Source organism: Paenibacillus sp. sgz302190, from assembly GCF_059820445.1.
The window spans coordinates 72711-93020 of record NZ_JBZYAO010000014.1 but is presented as its reverse complement, the minus strand read 5'-3'; the positions used below and the strand labels follow the sequence as shown (position 1 = coordinate 93020).

Annotated in this window: 20 protein-coding genes and 1 riboswitch; of the genes, 5 read left to right on the top strand and 15 right to left on the bottom strand. The window is 52.2% G+C overall.

The features are described from left to right. Positions 1-17: 17 nt before the first annotated feature. The 7 genes from AC6RNO_RS17245 to AC6RNO_RS17215 form a co-directional block, all read right to left on the bottom strand. Positions 18-794 carry an ABC transporter ATP-binding protein gene (locus tag AC6RNO_RS17245; protein WP_488437883.1) on the bottom strand — a complete coding sequence of 259 codons (777 nt, stop codon included), beginning with the start codon at positions 792-794 and terminating at the stop codon, positions 18-20. A gap of 5 nt (positions 795-799) precedes the next feature. Further along, positions 800-1837, bottom strand: coding sequence for a FecCD family ABC transporter permease (locus tag AC6RNO_RS17240; protein ID WP_474685098.1), 1038 nt, complete (start codon positions 1835-1837; stop codon positions 800-802). Next, entirely contained in the window at positions 1838-2917 is a 1080-nt protein-coding gene (locus AC6RNO_RS17235; protein ID WP_497106163.1) for a helical backbone metal receptor, read from the bottom strand. 115 nt (positions 2918-3032) lie between these two features. Next, positions 3033-3239: riboswitch (cobalamin riboswitch) on the bottom strand. Between the two features lie 62 nt (positions 3240-3301). After that, positions 3302-3829, bottom strand: coding sequence for a hypothetical protein (locus AC6RNO_RS17230; RefSeq protein WP_474685100.1), 528 nt, complete (start codon positions 3827-3829; stop codon positions 3302-3304). 51 nt (positions 3830-3880) lie between these two features. Continuing rightward, a complete protein-coding gene (locus AC6RNO_RS17225; protein ID WP_474685101.1) occupies positions 3881-4147 on the bottom strand; it encodes an aspartyl-phosphate phosphatase Spo0E family protein in 267 nt (88 codons plus the stop codon). Positions 4148-4213: 66 nt separating this feature from the next. Next, positions 4214-5413 carry an aminotransferase class I/II-fold pyridoxal phosphate-dependent enzyme gene (locus tag AC6RNO_RS17220; protein ID WP_488437881.1) on the bottom strand — a complete coding sequence of 400 codons (1200 nt, stop codon included), beginning with the start codon at positions 5411-5413 and terminating at the stop codon, positions 4214-4216. Between the two features lie 14 nt (positions 5414-5427). Then, positions 5428-5919, bottom strand: a complete 492-nt coding sequence (locus tag AC6RNO_RS17215; protein WP_474685103.1) for an Lrp/AsnC family transcriptional regulator — start codon at positions 5917-5919, stop codon at positions 5428-5430. A gap of 214 nt (positions 5920-6133) precedes the next feature. Between AC6RNO_RS17215 and AC6RNO_RS17210 the strand changes: the two genes are divergently transcribed. Genes AC6RNO_RS17210 through AC6RNO_RS17200 form a run of 3 tightly spaced genes read left to right on the top strand, consistent with a single transcriptional unit; the run spans position 6134 to position 9982 of the window. After that, the gene (locus AC6RNO_RS17210) at positions 6134-7171 is read left to right on the top strand and encodes an extracellular solute-binding protein (RefSeq protein WP_497106213.1); all 1038 of its coding nucleotides are present in this window, start codon (positions 6134-6136) and stop codon (positions 7169-7171) included. Between the two features lie 19 nt (positions 7172-7190). Beyond that, on the top strand, positions 7191-8942 hold the full coding sequence (locus AC6RNO_RS17205) for an ABC transporter permease subunit (RefSeq protein WP_497106162.1): 1752 nt from the start codon (positions 7191-7193) through the stop codon (positions 8940-8942). After that, entirely contained in the window at positions 8939-9982 is a 1044-nt protein-coding gene (locus AC6RNO_RS17200; RefSeq protein ID WP_497106161.1) for an ATP-binding cassette domain-containing protein, read from the top strand. Before AC6RNO_RS17205 ends, AC6RNO_RS17200 begins: the two co-directional genes overlap by 4 nt. Positions 9983-10449: 467 nt before the next feature. Here AC6RNO_RS17200 and AC6RNO_RS17195 read toward each other — a convergent pair whose 3' ends face one another. The 7 genes from AC6RNO_RS17195 to AC6RNO_RS17165 form a co-directional block, all read right to left on the bottom strand. Further along, the gene (locus tag AC6RNO_RS17195) at positions 10450-10737 is read right to left on the bottom strand and encodes a hypothetical protein (protein WP_474685107.1); all 288 of its coding nucleotides are present in this window, start codon (positions 10735-10737) and stop codon (positions 10450-10452) included. Positions 10738-10872: 135 nt separating this feature from the next. Further along, positions 10873-11841, bottom strand: a complete 969-nt coding sequence (cysK, locus tag AC6RNO_RS17190) for a cysteine synthase A (protein ID WP_488437878.1) — start codon at positions 11839-11841, stop codon at positions 10873-10875. A 23-nt stretch (positions 11842-11864) separates the two neighbouring features. Further along, positions 11865-13184 (bottom strand): MFS transporter, encoded by a 1320-nt coding sequence (locus tag AC6RNO_RS17185; RefSeq protein WP_497106160.1) that lies wholly within the window; start codon positions 13182-13184, stop codon positions 11865-11867. 117 nt (positions 13185-13301) lie between these two features. After that, positions 13302-13802 (bottom strand): hypothetical protein, encoded by a 501-nt coding sequence (locus tag AC6RNO_RS17180; protein ID WP_474685110.1) that lies wholly within the window; start codon positions 13800-13802, stop codon positions 13302-13304. Between the two features lie 120 nt (positions 13803-13922). Then, the gene (locus AC6RNO_RS17175) at positions 13923-14342 is read right to left on the bottom strand and encodes a DUF350 domain-containing protein (protein WP_474685111.1); all 420 of its coding nucleotides are present in this window, start codon (positions 14340-14342) and stop codon (positions 13923-13925) included. An 80-nt stretch (positions 14343-14422) separates the two neighbouring features. Continuing rightward, positions 14423-15100, bottom strand: a complete 678-nt coding sequence (locus AC6RNO_RS17170; RefSeq protein ID WP_474685112.1) for a PspA/IM30 family protein — start codon at positions 15098-15100, stop codon at positions 14423-14425. Between the two features lie 135 nt (positions 15101-15235). Beyond that, positions 15236-17599, bottom strand: coding sequence for an endonuclease MutS2 (locus AC6RNO_RS17165; protein WP_497106159.1), 2364 nt, complete (start codon positions 17597-17599; stop codon positions 15236-15238). A gap of 240 nt (positions 17600-17839) precedes the next feature. Here AC6RNO_RS17165 and AC6RNO_RS17160 point away from each other — a divergent pair, with 240 nt between their 5' ends. Continuing rightward, positions 17840-18205: a phage holin family protein gene (locus AC6RNO_RS17160; RefSeq protein ID WP_474685114.1), complete on the top strand. Its 366-nt coding sequence runs from the start codon at positions 17840-17842 to the stop codon at positions 18203-18205. 153 nt (positions 18206-18358) lie between these two features. Further along, positions 18359-18742, top strand: a complete 384-nt coding sequence (locus tag AC6RNO_RS17155) for a cupredoxin domain-containing protein (protein WP_497106158.1) — start codon at positions 18359-18361, stop codon at positions 18740-18742. Between the two features lie 66 nt (positions 18743-18808). Here the strand turns inward: AC6RNO_RS17155 and AC6RNO_RS17150 are convergent, their stop codons facing one another. Continuing rightward, the gene (locus tag AC6RNO_RS17150) at positions 18809-19453 is read right to left on the bottom strand and encodes a transposase (RefSeq protein WP_497106157.1); all 645 of its coding nucleotides are present in this window, start codon (positions 19451-19453) and stop codon (positions 18809-18811) included. Positions 19454-20310 lie beyond the last annotated feature (857 nt).

The window sequence follows — 20310 nt, the reverse complement described above, 5'->3', positions numbered from 1 at the left end:
ATCCCTCGCATTTTCAGTTATTTGCCGGGCTGCAGCAATATTTGCGGCGCCCGGTTCAACGGATGCTCCAGCACGATCGGTTCGGTTCCGTACACCTCTGCGATCAGCCTGCTCGTTATAATTTCCTGCGGCGTCCCTATGGCCGCCGGCTTGCCGTCATGGACGACGAGCAGCCTGCTGCAATACTGCGCAGCCAGGTTCAAGTCATGCAGCACGGCTACGACGGTCAAACCCTCTTCCCGCTGCCATGCCCTGACATAATCCATCATCTGGATTTGATATCCGATGTCCAAAAAGGTCGTCGGCTCGTCGAGCATCAGCAGCCTGGGCTGCTGGGCCATTACTTTGCCTAGCGCTACGCGCTGCCGCTCGCCCCCGCTGAGGCGGTCTACCGTGCGGCCGATGAGCGGTTCCAGATGGAGCTTCTCCACGATGCTTGCAATCAAATGCCCGGCATTCTGCGAATCTTCGCCAAGCCAGTTTTGAAACGGGTACCGGCCCATCTCCACGACCTCCCGCACGGTGAAGCCGACAGGCGGCAGGGCGTCCTGCTGCAGCACGGCGAGCCGGCGGGCCAGCTCCTTGCGGCTGTAGGAAGCCACCGGCCTGCCGGCCAATCGCACATCGCCTGCGGAGGCCGGGTCGATGCCCGACATGATCCGCAGCAGCGTCGATTTGCCGCTTCCGTTAGGCCCGATAATGCCGAAAAATTCGCCCGCTTCGACCTCGAAACTCATATGTTGCAGCACCTGCTTCCCGTGGAAGCTTTTCGAAACGCTTTCGACTTGTATCATCAAGATCAACCTCTCTGCGCTTTCTTATCTTTGTTCAACAAGTAAGCGAAGAACGGCGCCCCCAAAAAGGCGGTAATGACGCCGAGCGGTATTTCCGTCGGGCTCAGCAGCGTGCGGGCCAACGTATCCGCCCATAGCACATAAATTCCGCCGCCGAGAACGGATAAGGGCATAATCAGGCGGTAATCGGGGCCGACCAACAGGCGCACCAGATGCGGGATAATAAGTCCTACAAAGCCGATAACTCCGGCCACGGATACGGCCGCCGCCGTAACGAATGTCGCAACGATCAGTGCGGTCAATTTCGTCCGTTCGACATTGACCCCGAGATGGGCGGCTTGGCGCTCGCCGAGCGCGAGCAGGTTCAGCGATCTGGCCAAGCCGATCAATACCGCAAAGCCGATAAGCAAATAAGGCGTTACCAACGCCGCGTAGGACCAGCCCCGCAATGCTAGGCTGCCCATCAGCCAAAATACGATTTCGTTAATGACTTGGTTGGATAAAGATACCATGAACGCAACGATCGAGCCCAGGAACGCCTGCATGACCACGCCTGAGAGAATGAGCGTCTCCAGCTTGAGCTTGCCGTCGATTTGCGCCAGCTTCAGCACGAGCAGCAGCGAAATAAGCCCGGTACCGAACGCCACGGCCGGAATCGACCATTGCCCAAGCCAAGAATACTGCAGCCCGAAATAAATCAGAAAAGCTGCGCCCACCGAAGCGCCCGAAGATACGCCCAGCGTGTAAGGATCGGCCAGCGGGTTGCGCAGCACTCCTTGAAAAGCCGCCCCCGCTACCGACAGCGAGGCGCCCACAAGGATGCCGAGCATGACGCGGGGAAGCCGGACTTTCATGATGATCTGCTCGGAAGATTGCGGCCAATCCGCTTCGATTCGCTCTCCCAGCCACGGAATGTGCTTGCCGATAATACCGGCTATTTGCAGCACATGGACATGGGCCGTGCCCAAAGACAAGCTGATCAGAATAGAAAGAAGAAGGAGTAAGACTCCTACTCCTCCCCACAGCATCAGTTTTCTTTTCATCTACTTCACCAGTTCGGGGTAAATCGCCTTGGCCATGGCAAGCAGGCCGTCCGTTATTCTTGGGCCCGGGCGGCTGAGCAGATTTTGATCGATGCCGACAACCCGGTTCGTTTTCACGGCTTCAATCTGATCCCATCCGCTGCGTTCGCGAATGATCGCGTCGAGCGTTTTTTTGCTCTTGTCATCGGTCACGCCGGCCGCGAAAAGAATGACGTCGGGGTTTTGCTGAATGATCTTCTCTTCGCTAATTTGGTACCAGCCCTTCTTGTCCCCTGCAACATTGACGCCTCCGGCCAGTTGAATCAGCTCGTCCATAAATTCGCCGCTGCCGACCGTCCAGCCTGCGCTGAATTCGACGTAGACCTTTTTCTTATTGGCCTGCTTCACGTCTTTCACGGCGCTGACCACTTTCTGGCGGTCCGCTTTCATTTTGTCCGCCACCTGCTCCGCCTGTTCCTGATGATCCGTAATGACCCCGAACGTAAGCACGTCGGCAATGGCGTCGTCGAGCGTCTTGGGCTCCACTTTAAACATATTGATATTCATCGCGCGAAGCTTTTCCACAGTGTCGGCCTTCATCGAAACGCCCGTGAAAACGATGTCCGCATTAGCAGCGATGACCGCCTCTTGATTCGGCTTCGTAATGCCGCCCATCTTCGGCTTCGATTTCGCCGCCCCCGGATAATCGTCCAGGTCCGATACGCCGACAATCTGATTGTCGAGCCCTATAGCAAAAAGCGCTTCCGTCTCGGCGGGCGATACGGATACGATCCGCTGCGGCGCCTTGTCAAACGTAAATTCTTTTCCCGTCGCATCCTTGATTTTGAGCGGGTACTGCGTCTTTTTGGACGCTTTGGCGGTTGACGCAGCCGTCGCCGTCGCGGACGGGGCTTTCGTTTCGCCCGCTCCCAGCTTGGCCGGGTCCGTCAGCTCCGGCTGCTTCTCCACTGTCTTGCCGCAGCCTGCAAGACTGATTGCCGCAGCTGCGGCAAGAGCCAGCAGCGCGGTCTTTTTCCACAAGCTCACTTTCATCTCGCTTTTCTCCTTTTCCTCGTCCGTCAGGACTTCCAGGACTTCCATCCTGCCAAAAAATCCCCTGCCGTTTCCCGAAGGAACAGCAGGGGACGATAAATCCAGGCAGCTGACAGCCGCCGGCTGCTCCCTGATTTAACGCCATCCTTTTCCTCGAAGGAAGTCGTGTACGGCACCATAGGCAGGTCTCCTGACTTTCGGGTATCGAGCTTCCCCGCCTTCCCATCCCCTAAATCGGAACAGTGGCATCATGAGGAACATTCCCGGTTACAGTGGCGGGACCGCGCCGGATTTGCACCGGCTTCCCTTTTAAGCGGCAGCGCCCGATCGATCGGGCACAGCTGCCGGCACCTGTGGCTGCATAGCTACAACATTCAGTATCTCTTTGTCGATTATAGATGAGTTTCCCGGCATGTACAAGCCGAAGGCGAATTACTTCGCGGCGATGACCTTCAGCACCTGCTTGGCCTCATCGATTTGTTTAAAGTTTTGTGGAATAAAGGCGGTTAGCCCTTTGCCCTCCAGCCCCTGCTCTTTCAGCCATTTGTTGCCTGCCATCGGAATGCCGTAAAGATGCTTTTCCGCCGGCTTTCCGTCCTCGGCTAGTTCCATAACCCCATCCGGATAATCCTCCGGCTTGATCACGTCGTCAAGAGCTACGAACCCGGCCTGCTTGGACAGCGCTTTAAACTGTTCGTCCGGCAAAATAAGAATGCCGTTGCCGCCGGCGGCAAGCTCGACAATCATTTTTTCCATCGAAAAAATCGGCGTTGAGACGAACTTTACGGTCGGCTTCTCGCCTACCTTGGCCGCAAGGGAAGCTTCCAGCTTGTCGCCGATTTCCGAAGGAAATCCGTTCGCTCCCATGGCGAAAATAGGCACATCAGGCTTCGGGCCTCCGCACCCGGCCAACAGCACCGCCAGCATGGCGATGCTCACTAAAAGCAGCTTGATTCTCATGCAGTTTCAATCCTTCCGAAGTTTTGTACGGTCATAAGAAAAGCCGGCTCATCACCGACTTTTTTTGCCTCTATTCATATATTCGTTTATTTTTTGATCGAGGACTGTGCTGAGCTCGACGACGGCTTCGGAAGTCATTTCCTTGCCTTCGACAACCATCTGTTCGAGCATCCGTCTCAAAGAATGAATCTCTTCTTCGAGCGGACTCAAGGAGGCGGATTTCTTAGCATGCTTGATCAACCAGCTACGATCGGAATCATCTTCCCGAATTTGGAAATGTTTGTTATATGAAGCAAGTTGATATTCCATAAAAGCCATGCTCTTCCCTCCTTACCTCAAGGATACCAGTTTTTGTCCCTATTGAAAATATCTTTTTAAAATGTTTTACATTTTTTTGATGAATTTTCCTATTCGTTCTAATGCTTCATTTAGCTGGGAAACGCTATACGCATAAGAACAGCGCAGGAAGCCTTCTCCGCCAAGCCCGAATACGTGTCCGGGAACTGCCGCCACCTTCGCTTCGAACAGCAATCTTTCGGCAAATTTCTCCGAAGTCATCCCCGTCGCCGCAATGCTCGGAAACGCGTAAAACGCGCCCTGCGGCTCGTGGCATTCGAGCCCGATCTCGCGAAATCCTTTGACGATCAGGCGCCGGCGCTGATTGTACGATTCCATCATGCGGTCTTTCTCTTCCAGCCCGTTCTTGAGAGCTTCGTGGGCGGCCACCTGCCCCATAATCGGCGCGCACATCACCGTGTATTGGTGAATTTTGGTCATCGCGGAAATCAGGTCGGAGTGCCCGCACGCATATCCCATGCGCCAGCCCGTCATGGCGAACGCTTTGGAAAAACCGCTCACAAGGATGGTCCGGTCCTTCATTCCCGGCATGGCCGCGAAGCTCACATGCTTTTGTCCGTACGTGAGTTCCGCATAGATTTCATCCGAAATGACGATCAGGTCGTTCTCCTCGACGACTTTGGCGATCGGCAGCCAGTCTTCATAAGTCATAATGCCGCCGGTCGGATTGCTCGGATAGCACAAAATCAAAATTTTGGATCGGGGCGTTATCGCCGCTCTCAGCGATTGCTCGGTCAGTTTGAACTGGTCTTTGGCAAATGTCTCGATGCCTACCGCTTTCCCCCCGCTGATGGTCGTGATGGGCGAGTAAGAGATGTAGCACGGCTCGGGGATCAAAATTTCATCCCCCGGCGTAATCAGCGCCCGCAGCGCGAGGTCGATCGCTTCGCTTCCTCCTACGGTCACCAGCACCTCGTCGCCGGGCTCGTAGCTTACCTGGAACGAATTGTGCAAGTATTCGGCAATCGCCTCCCGCAGTTCCGGTATTCCCGAATTCGGCGAATATTTGGTCCGGCCCCGCTCCAGCGAATATACGGCGGCTTCGCGAACGTGCCAGGGCGTGGAAAAATCCGGTTCCCCGACCCCCAGCGAAATAATATCTTCCTTGCTGTTGCTGACCAGATCGAAAAATTTGCGAATGCCCGATGGCGGGATCGCTTTTACCATAGGAGCCAAATAATCCGTCATCGACTTTGGCTTGCGGACCGTCGGTTCATCTTTAATCATGGCGAAATTCTCCCTTACGGCGAGACGAGCATTCGGTGATCGTCCTCTTGATCCTCGAAAATAATGCCGTCCTGTTTATATTTTTTCAAAATAAAATGAGTTTTCGTCGACAGCACGCGGTCGATTGGCGAAAGCTTGTTGGAAACGAACGAAGCGACTTCCTTAAGCGATCTGCCCTCGATCTCGACGAGCAGGTCGTAGGCGCCGGACATCAAATAAACGGATCTTACTTCCGGATATAAATAAATCCGTTCCGCAATCGCATCGAAGCCGCGGCCGCGTTCCGGCGTAATTTGCACTTCAATCAGGGCCGTAACCTTCTCATCATCCACCTTGCTCCAATTGACAACCGTGGCGTATTTGACGATGACCTTATCCGCTTCCATCTCGCGTATCGCCTGCGCTACCTCAGCCTCCGGCGTTCCCAGCATGGTGGCAATCAGTTCCGCGCTGCGGCGGGCGTCTTCCTTCAATATTTCGAGAATTTTAAGCTTCAAAGCATCCATGGTTAACCCTACCTTTCGTTGGTGGAAATATGTTCATCTTTCAATCTTACAATGAACTGCTGTCCGAATTCAATCCTGGCGGAGCAAAAGCATTTTACAAACCGAGCCTTCCCAATTTACAGTCGTCTAACATTCGCTTTATATAATGAATTTCGAAGAGAACATAGACAAAAACGTAGGGAGAGAAACCATTTTGTTAAAAAAAGGATCTTTGATGATGAGCGCAGCGGCTCTGTTGATTTTCAGCGGCTGCGGAACTAACGGACAACCTGCAGCAACGCAAGGCGCGCAATCGACACCCCAATCGTCTCCGAAACAAGAATCCGCAAGCCCGGTTTCCGGCAAGCTTTCCTTCTATACATCCCAACCGGAGGAAGATGTGACCAAACTAGTGGCGGCATTCAATAAGAAGTATCCCGATGTGAAGGTCGAAAGCTTCCGTTCCGGCACCGAGGAAGTAACCGCCAAAATTCAGGCGGAAAACCAGGCCGGCAAAGTCCAGGCGGATGTGCTTCTGCTGGCCGATGCGGTAACTTTCGAAGGGCTCAAGAAGCAAAATTTGCTAGGCTCCTATAAATCGCCGGAGTTATCCAAAATTCCGAAGGATCTCGCAGACCCGGACGGCATGTACACGGGCACGAAAGTGATGGCGACCGTACTGGCCATTAATACGCAAAAAGTAAAAACGCCGCCGACCTCCTGGAAGGCGCTGGCGTCCGCTGAGAGCAAAGATGCCGGCATCATGCCGAGTCCGCAGTACTCCGGCGCCGCAGCATACAACGTGGGCGTATTGACGCGTACCGACGGCTTCGGCTGGGACTTCTTCAAAAACCTCAAGGCGAACAATACGTCTGTCGTAAAAGGCAACGGAGCTGTGCTGAACGCTGTAGCCGGCGGCGAGAAGTCGTACGGCATGGTGGTCGATTATTTGGTAGCCCGCGAAAAAGCCAAAGGCTCGCCGGTCGATCTGATCTACCCGACGGAAGGCGTGCCCGTCATTACGGAGCCTATCGGCATCATGAAAAATGCCGCCAACGAAAAAGCGGCCAAAGCATTCGTCGATTTCGTACTGTCCGAAGACGGCCAAAAAGTGTCCTCCGATATCGGGTATACGCCGATCCGCGAAGGCGTCGCTGCGCCGAAAGGGCTGAAGAGCATTTCCGAATTCAAAGTGATTTCCTCGGATATTACCAAGCTGGCGGAAGCCCGCGACGCGGATAAAAAACAATTCAGCCAAGTGTTCGGACAATAGGAAGCGGAGCGCATCATACATGTCGGATTCAGAACCAACTCAGCTTGCGAGGGAGAACGGCAGGGTCGGCCCTGCCCTCCCCGGAAGCTTTTCCCGAATCGCAAAACGCATTGCCGCAGCGCTGCTCCTGCTAGTTCTTGCAGTGCTGTTTGTCGTCCCGGTCGCCAAGCTTGTCTATTTAAGCGCGCAGGGGAATGCCGGACCGACGTTCGAGCATTACGCCGAAATGCTGCGACAGGCCCGTTTATGGAAAACGCTGAAAGATACGTTCGTTATCGTCGCAGGCTCTACCGTCGTATCCTGCATATTAGGCGTCGTAGCCGCCTGGTTGATAGCCTATACGGACATTAAGCACAAAAAGCCGCTGCATATGGCGATGCTGCTCCCTTTAATACTGCCGTCCTACGTCTTGACGTTGTCCTGGTCTTCGTTTATGGGCAATCAAGGGGTAATCGCCCAGGTGCTGCACGGGTTTAGCCCCGATATGAAACCGTGGAGCATGTACAGCTACGGCGGCATTATTTTCGTTATGGGCATTCATCATTTTCCGCTCGTGTATCTCTTGACGGTGGAAGTGCTGAAAAAAATTCCCCGCGATCTGGAATGGGCGACACGAGCAAGCGGTGCGGGCAAATGGAAAACGTTTTGCCTCATCACGTTCCCCCTCGCTTTGCCTGGCCTGACAGCCGGAGGGCTGCTCGTTTTTCTCGCTTCTTTGGACAATTTCGGAATCCCGGCTTTTCTCGGCATTCCTAAAAACATTTCGGTTTTGAGCACACTCATTTATGAGGAAATTATCGGATTCGGCCCTTCCGCATTTGCCAGAGGGGCGGCTTTGTCCATCATGCTTGGCATTATCGCCATTTTCGGGACACTTTTGCAATGGCTTGCCGTCCGAAAAATTAAAGCCGCAGACTCGATCGTCATCGACAGCAGTCCTCGCTATTCGCTTGGCAAGTACCGGGGATCGGCGACGTCGGCCGTCTGGGCCGCTTTGGCTCTGATCACCGCCGTTCCCCTTGTATCCATGGTCGCCATTTCTTTGAAGAAAGCGTATGGAGTCCCGTTCAAGGCGGCGAATTTAACTTTGTCCAACTATCGGTACATCCTGTTGGACAATCCGAAAGTGTGGCAATCGATCCAAACCAGCCTGTTGCTGTCCGTCACTACATTCGGCATCTGCCTCGCGCTCGGGTCCCTGCTCGCTTACGCCAGGGTGCGCAACCCTTCCTGGGTGACCAAATCGGCGGAGCTCGCCGTCGCCCTGCCTTACACGCTGCCGGGAATCGTATTCGGCTTATGCATGATTTTCACCTGGATGGAGCCGATTCCCGGCTGGAATCCCGGCATCTACGGCTCGATCCGGATTTTGTTCATCGCTTACGTATGCCGTTTTCTCATTTTGCAAGTAAGAGCGGGCATAACGGCTTTCACTCAGATCGACGTTTCGCTGGAGGAAGCGGCCCATGTTTTCGGCGCCGGTTTTTGGCGCAAGTGGGTTTTCGTGCTTTTGCCGCTGCTGCTGCCAGGGCTGCTTAGCGGGGCGTTTCTTGTCTTTTTGACCGCATTCACCGAGCTTACGGTATCCGCTCTGCTGGGGTCCACAGGCTCGCAAACGATCGGGGTGACGATATTCAGCTTCGAACAGGCTGGCAGCACCTTGTACTCGACCGCTCTGTCCAGCTTGATCGTCGTTCTGATCCTGCTCGGAGTGATCGTTCTGCAAATCCTGCAAAAGCTTCAAACCAAAAGAGGAGTCCAGCAGCCATGAGCATTCAGTTAATCGAAGTCAGCAAATCATTTGGGAGCTTTCAGGCGCTCAAATCTTTGAATCTCGCTATAGCCGAAGGGGAGTTCGTCGCCATACTCGGTCCGTCCGGCTGCGGCAAAACGACGCTGCTCAGACTGCTTGCCGGATTCGAGCAGCCGACAACCGGAGAAATTTATATGAATCAAACGCAGGTAGCGAAGCCCGGCTTCAGCCTGCCTCCGGAAAAACGCAAAATCGGCATGGTGTTTCAAGCTTTTGCCCTTTGGCCTCACATGAATGTGACGGAGCATGTGCGCTTTCCGATCCGTCACCATAAAGGAACCCCTGCTTCCATTCGCAGCAGTGAGCAGGACCGCATCGCCGGCGTGCTGCAAATGGTCGGCTTGTCCGAGCACGGCAGCCGTATGCCCCACGAACTGTCCGGCGGGCAAAAGCAGCGGGTGGCGATTGCCAGAGCCATCGCCGCCGAGCCTTCCCTCCTGCTGATGGACGAGCCGCTCAGCAGTCTGGATGCGATGCTGCGCATGGATATGCGCAGGGAAATCCAGGCGGTTCATAGACAGACCGGCACCGCCATCGTGTACGTCACGCACGACCAAGGAGAGGCCCTGGCTATGGCGGACCGGATTGTCGTGATGAAAGACGGGCGCATCGAGCAGGTCGGAACGCCGCAGGACATTTATTTGCGCCCCGAAACCGAATTCGTCGCCAAATTCGTGGCCAAAGCGAACCTGGTTCGCGGACGCTGGAACCGAGATACGTTCGTGCCGGCAAGCTCGGACGGCACCGTGCAGTGGCTCGGCCGCCATGTGGCCGGCCATTTCAAATCATGCGGCCTGTACCCCGTCAGGCCGGATCAATTTGAGCTGTGCGCCCCTGAACAGCCCGGCATTCGCGGCGAAATCGCGAACATCCAGTTTCAGGGCAGGGAATATCACTATCATATTCAGTCGGAAGACGGGCAATGGGAGATAAGCTCCCCCATGCAGTTCCAACTGAATGACAAAGTCTCGCTCCGGCTGCTGGCCGACGAGCGTTAAGAGCCACGCGGGCATGGCGCAGACTTTTGCGGACATCCGCAGACTTCCGCGAGCATTCGCGCAGGCTCCCGCAGACTTCCGGCCAGCATTCGCGCAGGCTTTCGCGGGCACCCGCAGACTTCCGGCCAGCATTCGCGCAAAAAACCTGCAAAAGTGCAGCTTTTTGCTCGTTGCTACGCCAAGCAACGGAACATTCCTGCAAATGTGCAGGTTTTTCATCGAACATCCGGGTTCAGACGTATTTTCACCGGAAATTCCTGCACTTTCGCAGGCTTTTCGCCAAAACGAACCGCTTTCATAGAAAAAGCCTGCACTTTCGCAGGTTTTTCCGGTTACCAAGCCCAGCCGATTCATAAAACTGCCGCCGGTGCCACCTCAAGCGCTCGTTCCGCTACCTTTATGCGGCCGGACGAACAACACAAAAAGAACCACGAGGGACACTAATCCCTCATGGCTCTCTATAAGCTCTAGACGCTGTAGCAATATTTGCTTTCCGCCTTCAGCAGCTTATTTATATTCCCTTCGACCTCCCGGTGACGGTAAGTAGGCAGCACATGGACTTCAAGGCTGTCATGCAAGCAGCCGATTCCGATCAGGTCTTGGTTATCATAAACAGATATCACACAGGCGGAGCCGTTGACGCTCACCTTGTCCGCCGGAGCTTCCCCGAGCATCATGCATTCTTTTGTATATGCTTGTATGAATGCCGCAAGCTGTTCCTGCCCGGGTAATTCATTGACATAAGCGATTTTCACTGTTAACTCCACCTTCCGAACAACTTTCTCTTCTCTATATAATTATACACTATGATGTATAAATATTCAACACCTTCAAAAAAAATGATTCCCTGAAAGCAGCCGTACGCACGCAGCCCAAGGAACCATTTTTTTTCAATAAATGTCCATGCTCAAATATCGCTCGCCCGTGTCCGGCGCGATGCACAACACTCTCTTGCCGGCGCCCAGCTTGCGGGCGATTTGCAATCCAGTCCACACCGAAGCGCCGGCAGAAGGTCCCACCAAAATGCCTTCCTTGGCGGCCAAATCTTTAGCCGTCTGAATCGCGTCCTCGTCGGAAACTTGAATAATCTCGTCGTAAACGCCGGTATTCAAGTTTTTGGGCACAAAGCCGGGACTTGTCCCAACGAGCTTATGCGGGCCCGGACTGCCTCCCGACAACACCGGCGAACCTTTCGGCTCGACGACATAAATCCCGATCCCCGGCAGTTTCTCCCTCAGCACTTCCCCGGTTCCGGTTATCGTTCCGCCTGTTCCTGAGGTAGCTACAAAAGCGTCCAGCCGACCGTCCATCTGCTGCAAAATTTCCACAGCCGTCGTCGTCCGGTGAATATTCGGATTCGCCGGATTCTCAAACTGCTGCGGGATAAAACTGCCGGGCATCCGCTCGCTCAGCTCGATGGCCTTGCTGATCGCGCCCGGCATCCGCTGCGCCGCGGGCGTCAGAACGACCTCTGCTCCGTAAGCCTTGAGCAGATTGATGCGCTCTTTGGTCATGTTGTCCGGCATGACGAGAATGGCTTTGTACCCTTTGGCCGCCGCGTTCATGGCCAGGCCGATGCCCGTATTGCCGCTCGTCGGCTCAATGATCGTAGCGCCGGGCAACAGCCGCCCGTCCTTCTCCGCTTGCGCGATCAGGTTGTAGGCTGCACGGTCTTTCACGCTTCCGCTCGGATTGAAATATTCGAGCTTCACGTACAGCTCCGCGTCATCGCCATCGACAAGCCGCCGGATGCGCACGACAGGCGTATCGCCGATCAGTTCTGTAATGTTGTTTACCATTTTACGATGCGCCAAAGTTCGGCCTCCCTTCCCCCAACCCAATAAACCTTTACCAACCATTTTTATCGGGATTACCGCGGAAGTCAAGCTTTATTTAGCGAAAGCTGCCTGCGCATAAAAAACCAGCTGACCAACGGGGAACTCCCAATAATCAACAGCAGCACATTCAGCACCATTGGGGCTCTGCTCCAGGATACGACCGCAATGAACAGAAGAACGCCCAGCACCCGCCCGGCATTGAGGGATAGCTCTCTCAATACGACATACTCTTCCCGCTGTCTCGCGCTGCTGTCCTCGGAACCGATCAAATCAAATACTTCGGAAACCATCGGAATGGTGTACAGCGGAAGAAAAAGCGAAACGCCAACCCCAAAAATCAACAGCGTGGCAAAGCTCATCTTCCAAAAAAAGGGCAATATGACGGCCACGATCATCGCCGCTCCCGCAAGCATTGCCCACTTTCTGAAACGCGGCTTAATATAGCGCCCGGCCACCCAAAAACTGATCAGCGAAACCGCGGAATTGATCAGCACAAAATTGCCCAGACTCGCTTCGCTGGAAGTCGAAATATACACGAGCAGACCGATCATAAACCCGAATACGCCCTCCCTGAAGCCTTGGGCGACAAGCGCCAGACTGACACGCTTCCATGGCGTCTCCGCTTGTTTGAGGCAGCGAACGGGAAGAAACCATTCATAAGTTCCCTGAACTTTTCTTTTTTTCAAAAAAAAGCTGACAATGACTCCGAGCACAAAAATGCCCAGAGAAATTGAAAAAATAAGGCGATACCCGATCTTGTCGCCCATGGACACAATCAGCATCCCGGATATCCACGGCGCAACAATGCCGGCCCCGGAACCCAGCAGCCCTGCCCAACCGTTGAAACGGTCCCGGCTGTCCGGGTTGGTCACTTCAAAGTAAACGACGTTAAAAGCGAGCCAAAACAGCCCCGATGAAATCCCCTGAACGATCCCCAAAACTACGATGTAATGAATGCTGCCACGCCCGAGCCACAGTACCAGCATATAAAAACAGGCGGAAACAGCCACTCCTGCGCGCAAACAATTCATTTTATTATGCTCTTTGACCCATTTGCCCGCAACCCAGAACGTCAGCGACATCGTCAAATGCGTTACCAGCGTGAACCAGCCGATGAGCGCGTAGTCATTTTTGGCTTTCCATAAGTACACGCCTACGAACGTGCCGGATAATGCATTGGCAACCCCGAACAGCGCATTCACAGCCAATAACAAAACAGCTTGGGCATTTAGCCGCCCTTTTTTCTTCCGGCCCTTTCCGGCTCTGTTAACCTCGGCATTTCCGCGATCTGCAAAGTAATTGCCGCTTGCCGGACCCCGACTCCATCCGGGATGAATCCGATGTCCGCTATCATTGTGCTGCAAGGCTGTTCCTCACCTTTCCCCTGGATTGAATTAGCTTTAGTTAAGCTTCCCCAATCGAGTGAAAATATGAGCCGGCAAAAAGAAACGAAAAACCGAATCCATAACGGATTCGGCTTGTTATTTACTTTCTTTGATGGCTTGCACCATCAGCATCCGATCGGTATCGGAAAGCAGCTTCTCCACTTTAAAGCAGGACGGGCATACGTACACATCTAACGAAAAAGGAGCTTGTATGAATGCTCTGCCTATCGTTTTGGAAATATGGGGATCAAAACTTTCCCCTGACACGGTCTCTTTGCCGGCCAGCAGCATAAATTCGTGGCAGCCCGAACATTCAGGCGCTTCTTCCTGCTCATCCGTAACGCTCTGCACCGCTTCCCCATAACGGTCAAGAGGCTCATCGAAGCCTTCCCAGGCTGCGGTGAAATCTTCTTCTCCCTCATCCGGCTCTTCTTCAAAGCGCAAAGGCTGACCTGTCTGTTTCACCGTCAGCTGGATGCTGCGGTAATCTTTCAGTTCGTTAAAGCAGTGCGGACATTCGTCCTCAGGGCCGATTTCCGGGTCCCATACAATTTCCGTCTGACACCAGGGGCACACGACTTCTTCATTGGCGCTCATTTCGTAATCCTCCACATCATTCACAAACCTATTTCATTAAATAATATACTCCTAGCGCCACAAAAACAAATGCAAGGGCAAACAAGCTGCCCCATAAGTATTTCATTGCTTAGCCCCTCCCTAGGTTACGCATGCTCCGACCACGTAAGAGATCGATACGGAAATCGTCAAGGAAAGGAAGCCGACGGCACGATTATCTTTTTTAATTTCTTCGTCAATTTTAAAATACGGCGTTAAAAATTCAAAAATAAAGTACGCGACAAGCAGCAGCAAAAACCCGTACCCCGCCCAAATCAATGAGTGAATCATCGTGTCGTTGTTCAGGATCGAAAAGCGAAACAGATTGCAAATGCCGAAAATTTTACCTCCGGTCGCCATCGCGACGGATAAATTGCCCGCCTTGATTTCAGCCCAATCATCATACTTCGTAACGAGTTCAAACACAGTAAGAAACACCACAAGTGCAATGACGGCCACGGCGAAAAACGCCAGAGTGCCCAAATACGGGTTACTGAGCAATACATCCACCTCTTCGTTCATATCGACTCCTGCCTTCCTTACAAAAGGTCGAAGAGACTGAGCAGTACTCAGTCTCTCGCAGGTGCTTCCACATTATATCATTAAGATTGTTTTTTTTCAGCAATCTTTGCTTTCAGAGCAGCCAATTCATCGTCTACGCCGTCCGATTTGCCGAGTTGATCGAGCTCATCGTCGAGGCTGCGGTTTTTCGCGCGAATTTCGCCGCTTGCTTGCGCTTCGGCTTCCATTTGCAGCACTTTTTCCGTCATCCGGTCAAAGCCTTTTGCCGCATTATCCGTACCGAAGCCGGACATCGCCTGATTGATTTGCTTTTGTGCTTTTGCAGACTCGGCGCGAGCGATCAGCAGGTCTTTCTTGTTTTTCATTTTGCTGAACTCGTCTTTCATTTCAGTCAACTGGTTGCGCAGCTGATCCGCGTTAGTTTTGGCGATATCGTATTGACGTTTCAACTCGTCAAAACGCTCTTGATGCTCTTTCTTATCCTGAAGAGCGCGGCGGGCAAGATCCTCGTTGCCTTGCTCCAGAGCTTTCATCGCCTGCTCAGTGCGTTTGGTAACCATTTCTTCGGCTTCTTCGTACTGCTGCTTGAATTTCTTCTCGATCGCAATTTGCTTGGCAACTGCGGATTCGGCTTCCAAAATATCTTCTTCCATATCGCGCAGGAATTGGTTCAGCATTTTCACCGGATCTTCCGCTTTGTCAAGCAGGTCGTTGATTGAAGCCATAGTCATGTCGCGCAGTCTTTTAAAAATTCCCATTTGTAAATTCCTCCTAGTTTTGAAAATCGTCTATGATTGGGTATTGCAAATTCTCTTTTGGTCACCGGTGCTTACACTCATTACATACGCAAATGCTAAAGGCGGAGTTTCAAAAAGTTTTTATTTTTTTATGAGTTATTTCAACTCAACTACAGTGACGCCCGTTCCGCCTTCGTTGTAGTTGCCGATCCGATAGTTTTTCACATGTTTATGACGTCGCAAATAATCCTGCATCCCGGTACGAAGCACGCCTGTGCCTTTGCCGTGTATCAAATAAACTTGGCCGAGGTTGGAAAGGAACGATTCGTCCAGGAACCGATCGGCCTCGATGAGCGCCTCCTCCAAATTGAGGCCGCGCATATCGAGCTCGGTGCGCACATGATCGTCGCGCGACCTTTTGACAGTCGCGACGGTTTGCTGCACCGCTTTTTTCGGTGCAGGGGAACCCGTTTTTTCAAGGTCGGCCAAGTTGACCTTCATTTTCATAATGCCGAGCTGCACGATCGCTTCCGTGCTGCTGGCAATTTCCACGACGTGACCCTTCTGGCCAAGGTTCACGACCCGCACTTCATCGCCGGCCTCGATCTGCTCAGGCCGCTTCTTTGCCGCGCGAGCTTCGCGCTTCTCGCGCAGCTCCGGCGCCGCCTGGTCCAACCGGCGGCGCGCCTCCACGAGCCGGTGATCCTTGATGGCACCGGCTTCTTCCTGCGCCATGCGCCGCAGCTCGGCGATGACTTCGTCCGCCTCGCGCCGCGCCTTGGCGACGGCCTCGCGCGCTTCGCGCTCGGCTTTTTCGAGCAGCTTGTCGCGCTGCTCGTCGAACTTCGCCTTCTGCGCCTCCAGCTCCCGGCGCAGCTCGTCGGCCTCTCGCCGCAGCTGCTCCGCGCTTTGGCGCTCGGCCTCCGCCGTAAGGCGGTTTTCCTCAAGCGATGCGATCATCGATTCGACGCGCTTGTCCTCTTCGTCCACCTGACCCTGCGCATGCTCGATAATCCGGCTCGACAAACCCAGTCGCTGTGCGATAGCAAAAGCGTTGCTTCGCCCCGGGACGCCGACAAGCAAACGATAGGTCGGACTCAGCGTCTGGACGTCAAATTCCATACTTGCATTGATAGTCCCCTGCCGTTGGAAAGCGTAAGCTTTCAGCTCCGTATAGTGAGTCGTAGCGATGATTCGGCAGCCCATTTGATGGATGTATTCTAAAATGGCAATCGCCAGTGCAGAACCTTCGGCAGGATCCGTTCCCGCCCCAAGTTCATCCAGAAGAACGAGGCTCTTCGGCGTCATATCCCGCAAAATGCTAATAATGTTCGTCATATGGCTGGAGAACGTACTTAAATTTTGCTCAATGCTTTGCTCGTCGCCGATATCGGCATAAATCGCATCGAACACGCATAACTGGCTGCCTTCCTCAGCCGGCACAAAAAGCCCGGACATCGCCATCAGACTAAGCAAGCCGACAGTTTTTAAGGACACCGTTTTACCGCCCGTGTTCGGTCCGGTGACGATGATCGTCTGATAGTTGTTCCCCAGCTCCAAATCAAGGGGGACAACCGCATTTGCAGCAATCAAAGGATGCCGTCCCCGCTTGATTTTAATAAACCCGCGGTCATTAAGCCTCGGCATCGTAGCCTTCAACTCTCTTGCCAGCCCCGCTTTGGCAAAAATAAAATCAAGCTGCGCAAGCAGCTCCACGTCGGAAACGAGCAATTCCACATTTTCCGCCACCAAAGCTGTCAGGGCACGTAAAATTTTCTCAATCTCGGCTTCTTCTTTTAGCTTGAGCTCTCGGATTTTATTATTCAGCTGAACGACCGATTCAGGTTCAATGAACAACGTTGCACCGGAAGCGGATTGGTCATGAATCATACCGCCAAAATTGGAACGGTACTCCTGTTTCACCGGAATGACATACCGGTCGTTTCGGATCGTTACGAGCACGTCCTGCAGCATTTTTTGAATGGATGGCGTGCGGATCATTTGCTCCAGTTTTTCCCGTACTCTCGATTCCCCCGTGCGAAGTTCGCTTCGAATCCGGCCCAGCTCCGGACTTGCGCTGTCGAGTACTGCCGCATTTTCATCGATACAGCTGTTGATTTTGTCTTCAACAGGCTTGTTTTCAGACAGCAAATCAACCTGTTCCTTCAGCATCGGAACTGAATACTCCTCGTCGACGGCCATGACGAACCTTTTTAGCCTTCTTGTTCCGAACATCGTCGTGGAAATGTCAAGAAGCTCCGCCGGATTGAGCGTCCCGCCGATTCTGGCGCGATGCAAAGCCGCGCGAATGTCACGAATTCCGCCAAACGGCGCATTGCCCTTCAGCCGTTCGATGTTCACCGCTTCATCCGTCGCTTGCAATCTGAGCTTCACTAGTTCAAAATCTCCGATAGGCTCCAAATGTTCGGCAGCCTCCTTGCCGAGAGAAGTCGATGCATGATGACTCAATTTATGTAAAATCTTTTCATATTCCAATGTTTTAATAATCTTCTTGTTCAATTGATCTCCATCCCCTTTTCACTATCCTTTATTATAAACCAAAGCGATAATGATTAGCTATGCAGACAATCGTTATAAATAATTCCGCTGCCTATATTTTTTCTGATTTCGTGCATACTAAGCTGTGCACCTGTTGCCAAAAGAAGTACAACCTTCAAGCACCCAATCGGCACCATGACTGTTAGGCAAAACCTTTCTCGCAACAGCTTCGTTTCATATTTACATGAAGGAGGGATGTGGATGCATTTCCTTGGTCATTTGGTCAGGTTCGTTGTATCCGCTGTGGTTTTGATGTTTGTCAGCTGGTTGGTGCCGGGTTTTCGAGTCGGCGGTTTCTGGAGCGCTTTTTTCCTGGCTCTGGTCATTGCCCTTGCCGCTTGGATTATTGAAGGAATCTTCGGCAAAAAAATTACTCCTTTTGGCAGAGGAATCGTTGGCTTTTTGGTGAGCGCTCTTGTAATCTGGATAGCGCAATTCATCGTAAGCAATGTTTCCATAAGCATGATAGGTGCGATTTTAGCAGCTTTAGTCATCGGGATTATCGACTTGTTCATTCCTGTCAAAACCCCTTTCGAACAAGGTGCGGCAGGCAGAGAAAATCGGTAATTGCGAATGCTAAAGTCCAAAAAAGATCGGCCTGCAGCGTATCCATTCGCCGGGTCGATCTTTTCCTTTTCACGAGTTTGTCACTGCTTTTTTGCAAAAGGTCGTGTAAAATGGGTTTTGTACTTAATCCAGTTTTATGGAGGGGTTTACACGATGAAAAAATTACTCGTTCTCGCAATGGGAGTTTGCCTAATCCTCGCACTTGCGGCTTGCGGCAGCAAAGATCAAAAAACAGCCGAGTCGACAAATGGAGCAGATTCTGCACAAGGCACAGCACAAGAAGTCGTAGTTAAAGCAAGCAACTTCAAATTTGATCAAGCCGAGTACCGAGTTAAAAAGGGAGAGCCAGTAAAAATCACCCTTGATAACACGCAAGGCGCTCATGGTATCCAAATCAAAGACTTCAAAGTGAACTTGGACAACAACAAAAAAACGTTAACTTTTACGCCCGATAAAGCCGGCTCATTCCCCATCATCTGTTCTATCATGTGCGGATCCGGACACGCTGAAATGAAAGCAACCCTTATTGTTGAATAATTATTCTTTTTCCCATACAGCCTTATCGCTTTTACTGCGATTGGGCTGTTTTTGATATTCACTTATTTAATGGACTTGATGATACCGCAAAAATCGCGGATATTGAAAAACCGAAATACAGGCATCGACCCATTTGGAAAGCAAAACATCCGTATTATGGAGTACAAGCCCGGAACTTTTAAAAATAAATGAGGTCAAGTTAACTGCTCCCTTCAACGGAAACTTCGCCGCGAGCTGTCGAGCAGCAAGCTTTTGAATTAACTCCGCTTGATTATGGGAAGTCGCGGCGGTCATTTGTCGTTTAGAAGCTGCCGATTCATTAGCTTTGGGAGAATCTATTCGATCATATCGTTTATGCAAAGCGCATTGAATTTTATTCAACATAAGCCTTGCAGTTCGATAATTCACATCAATTTGTTGTGCTAATGCAGAAGCGGTATAGGTTTGTTCAGTCCGAATAAGCAAGTATATCGCTTTGAACCATGTTAACAGCGGAAGTTTCGATTTATGCATAACCGTGCCTGCGGTTAACGAAACTTGCGTTCTGCATTCTTTGCATTCCAACAAGTTCCTCGTACGAATCCTGAAAAATTCCGTATGATCACAGCGAGGGCAGCAGAATCCATTCCTCCACCGCTTGTTCATTAAGTACTCTACACAATCTTCCTCACTGGTAAACATCCGATCCAAAGATTCCACCGAAAAGTCCATTCTCCGCCCTCCCCAAACAGGAACAAACATTCCCTTTTATTCCATTATACAGAATATATGTTCGTATGTAAAGAATAAATTGTCCCCTATCTCATCGAGCTACATCGTTCTAAAAAAAATTCTGTAGTATCTGCAAAAACTCCGCACCGCGCGCAGTGCTTGGCGTCACCTGACGGTGGTCAACCACTTTTAAAGCAGGCGAAAACCACCATGACGATAAATCGCACGTGTGCAGCTCCCAGTGCGCGTTGTTGCTCTGCATGACGGTGGCCGGTCCACCACATACACCACAATTCTGTAATATCTACAAAGCCTCTTGTCGGTCAGGTAAAGCTGCTGAGAAACCAAAAATACCCCTGCGCCCGATTCCGGGTACGTGTGCAGCTCCCAGCGCGCGGTGTTGCGCTGCTTGACGGTGGTCGGTCGACCACACATTGTGCTTAAATATCAAATACTTTGGAAGTGAGTCGCTTGACATGCCGGATACCAGAAAATCCCACATTCAATGTAATCTTGAATAGATCTGATCTTTGGGCCAGATTGGGAACTGGATCGCCTCTTATGTGAAGGGAAGTATTTCAAATAAGGTTCTGGCAAGTGATGGGGTTAGGTCCCATCAATTTAAAGAGATGTGTTCCCAAATAAGGTCTCGGCTAGCGAAAGAGATGTGTCTCCAAATAAGCTCTCGGCTAGCGAAAGAGGAGTGTAGCCCGTCAAGTGATTTCGGGTTTTTGTGTGGATTAGTATGTTTTGGTGATTTGGATTTGCTGCGTTTGCTTGGGTTGCTTAAGGCAGGCAGGACCGATGCTTTGTTTTGGTCGTTGCATCGGCGGCTTTTGGGGGTGAGGTCGTGAAGA

Coding starts and splice junctions, on each gene's coding strand:
- AC6RNO_RS17210 (WP_497106213.1), top strand. CDS start 6,134: ATGATGAGCGCAGCGGCTCTGTTGATTTTCAGCGGCTGCGGAACTAAC.
- AC6RNO_RS17235 (WP_497106163.1), bottom strand. CDS start 2,917: ATGGAAGTCCTGGAAGTCCTGACGGACGAGGAAAAGGAGAAAAGCGAG.
- AC6RNO_RS17150 (WP_497106157.1), bottom strand. CDS start 19,453: ATGGACTTTTCGGTGGAATCTTTGGATCGGATGTTTACCAGTGAGGAA.
- AC6RNO_RS17180 (WP_474685110.1), bottom strand. CDS start 13,802: ATGAGCGCCAATGAAGAAGTCGTGTGCCCCTGGTGTCAGACGGAAATT.
- AC6RNO_RS17245 (WP_488437883.1), bottom strand. CDS start 794: ATGATACAAGTCGAAAGCGTTTCGAAAAGCTTCCACGGGAAGCAGGTG.
- AC6RNO_RS17170 (WP_474685112.1), bottom strand. CDS start 15,100: ATGGGAATTTTTAAAAGACTGCGCGACATGACTATGGCTTCAATCAAC.
- AC6RNO_RS17155 (WP_497106158.1), top strand. CDS start 18,359: ATGAAAAAATTACTCGTTCTCGCAATGGGAGTTTGCCTAATCCTCGCA.
- AC6RNO_RS17205 (WP_497106162.1), top strand. CDS start 7,191: ATGTCGGATTCAGAACCAACTCAGCTTGCGAGGGAGAACGGCAGGGTC.
- AC6RNO_RS17175 (WP_474685111.1), bottom strand. CDS start 14,342: ATGAACGAAGAGGTGGATGTATTGCTCAGTAACCCGTATTTGGGCACT.
- AC6RNO_RS17160 (WP_474685114.1), top strand. CDS start 17,840: ATGCATTTCCTTGGTCATTTGGTCAGGTTCGTTGTATCCGCTGTGGTT.
- AC6RNO_RS17230 (WP_474685100.1), bottom strand. CDS start 3,829: ATGAGAATCAAGCTGCTTTTAGTGAGCATCGCCATGCTGGCGGTGCTG.
- AC6RNO_RS17220 (WP_488437881.1), bottom strand. CDS start 5,413: ATGATTAAAGATGAACCGACGGTCCGCAAGCCAAAGTCGATGACGGAT.
- AC6RNO_RS17215 (WP_474685103.1), bottom strand. CDS start 5,919: ATGGATGCTTTGAAGCTTAAAATTCTCGAAATATTGAAGGAAGACGCC.
- AC6RNO_RS17225 (WP_474685101.1), bottom strand. CDS start 4,147: ATGGCTTTTATGGAATATCAACTTGCTTCATATAACAAACATTTCCAA.
- AC6RNO_RS17200 (WP_497106161.1), top strand. CDS start 8,939: ATGAGCATTCAGTTAATCGAAGTCAGCAAATCATTTGGGAGCTTTCAG.
- cysK (WP_488437878.1), bottom strand. CDS start 11,841: ATGGTTGGTAAAGGTTTATTGGGTTGGGGGAAGGGAGGCCGAACTTTG.
- AC6RNO_RS17240 (WP_474685098.1), bottom strand. CDS start 1,837: ATGAAAAGAAAACTGATGCTGTGGGGAGGAGTAGGAGTCTTACTCCTT.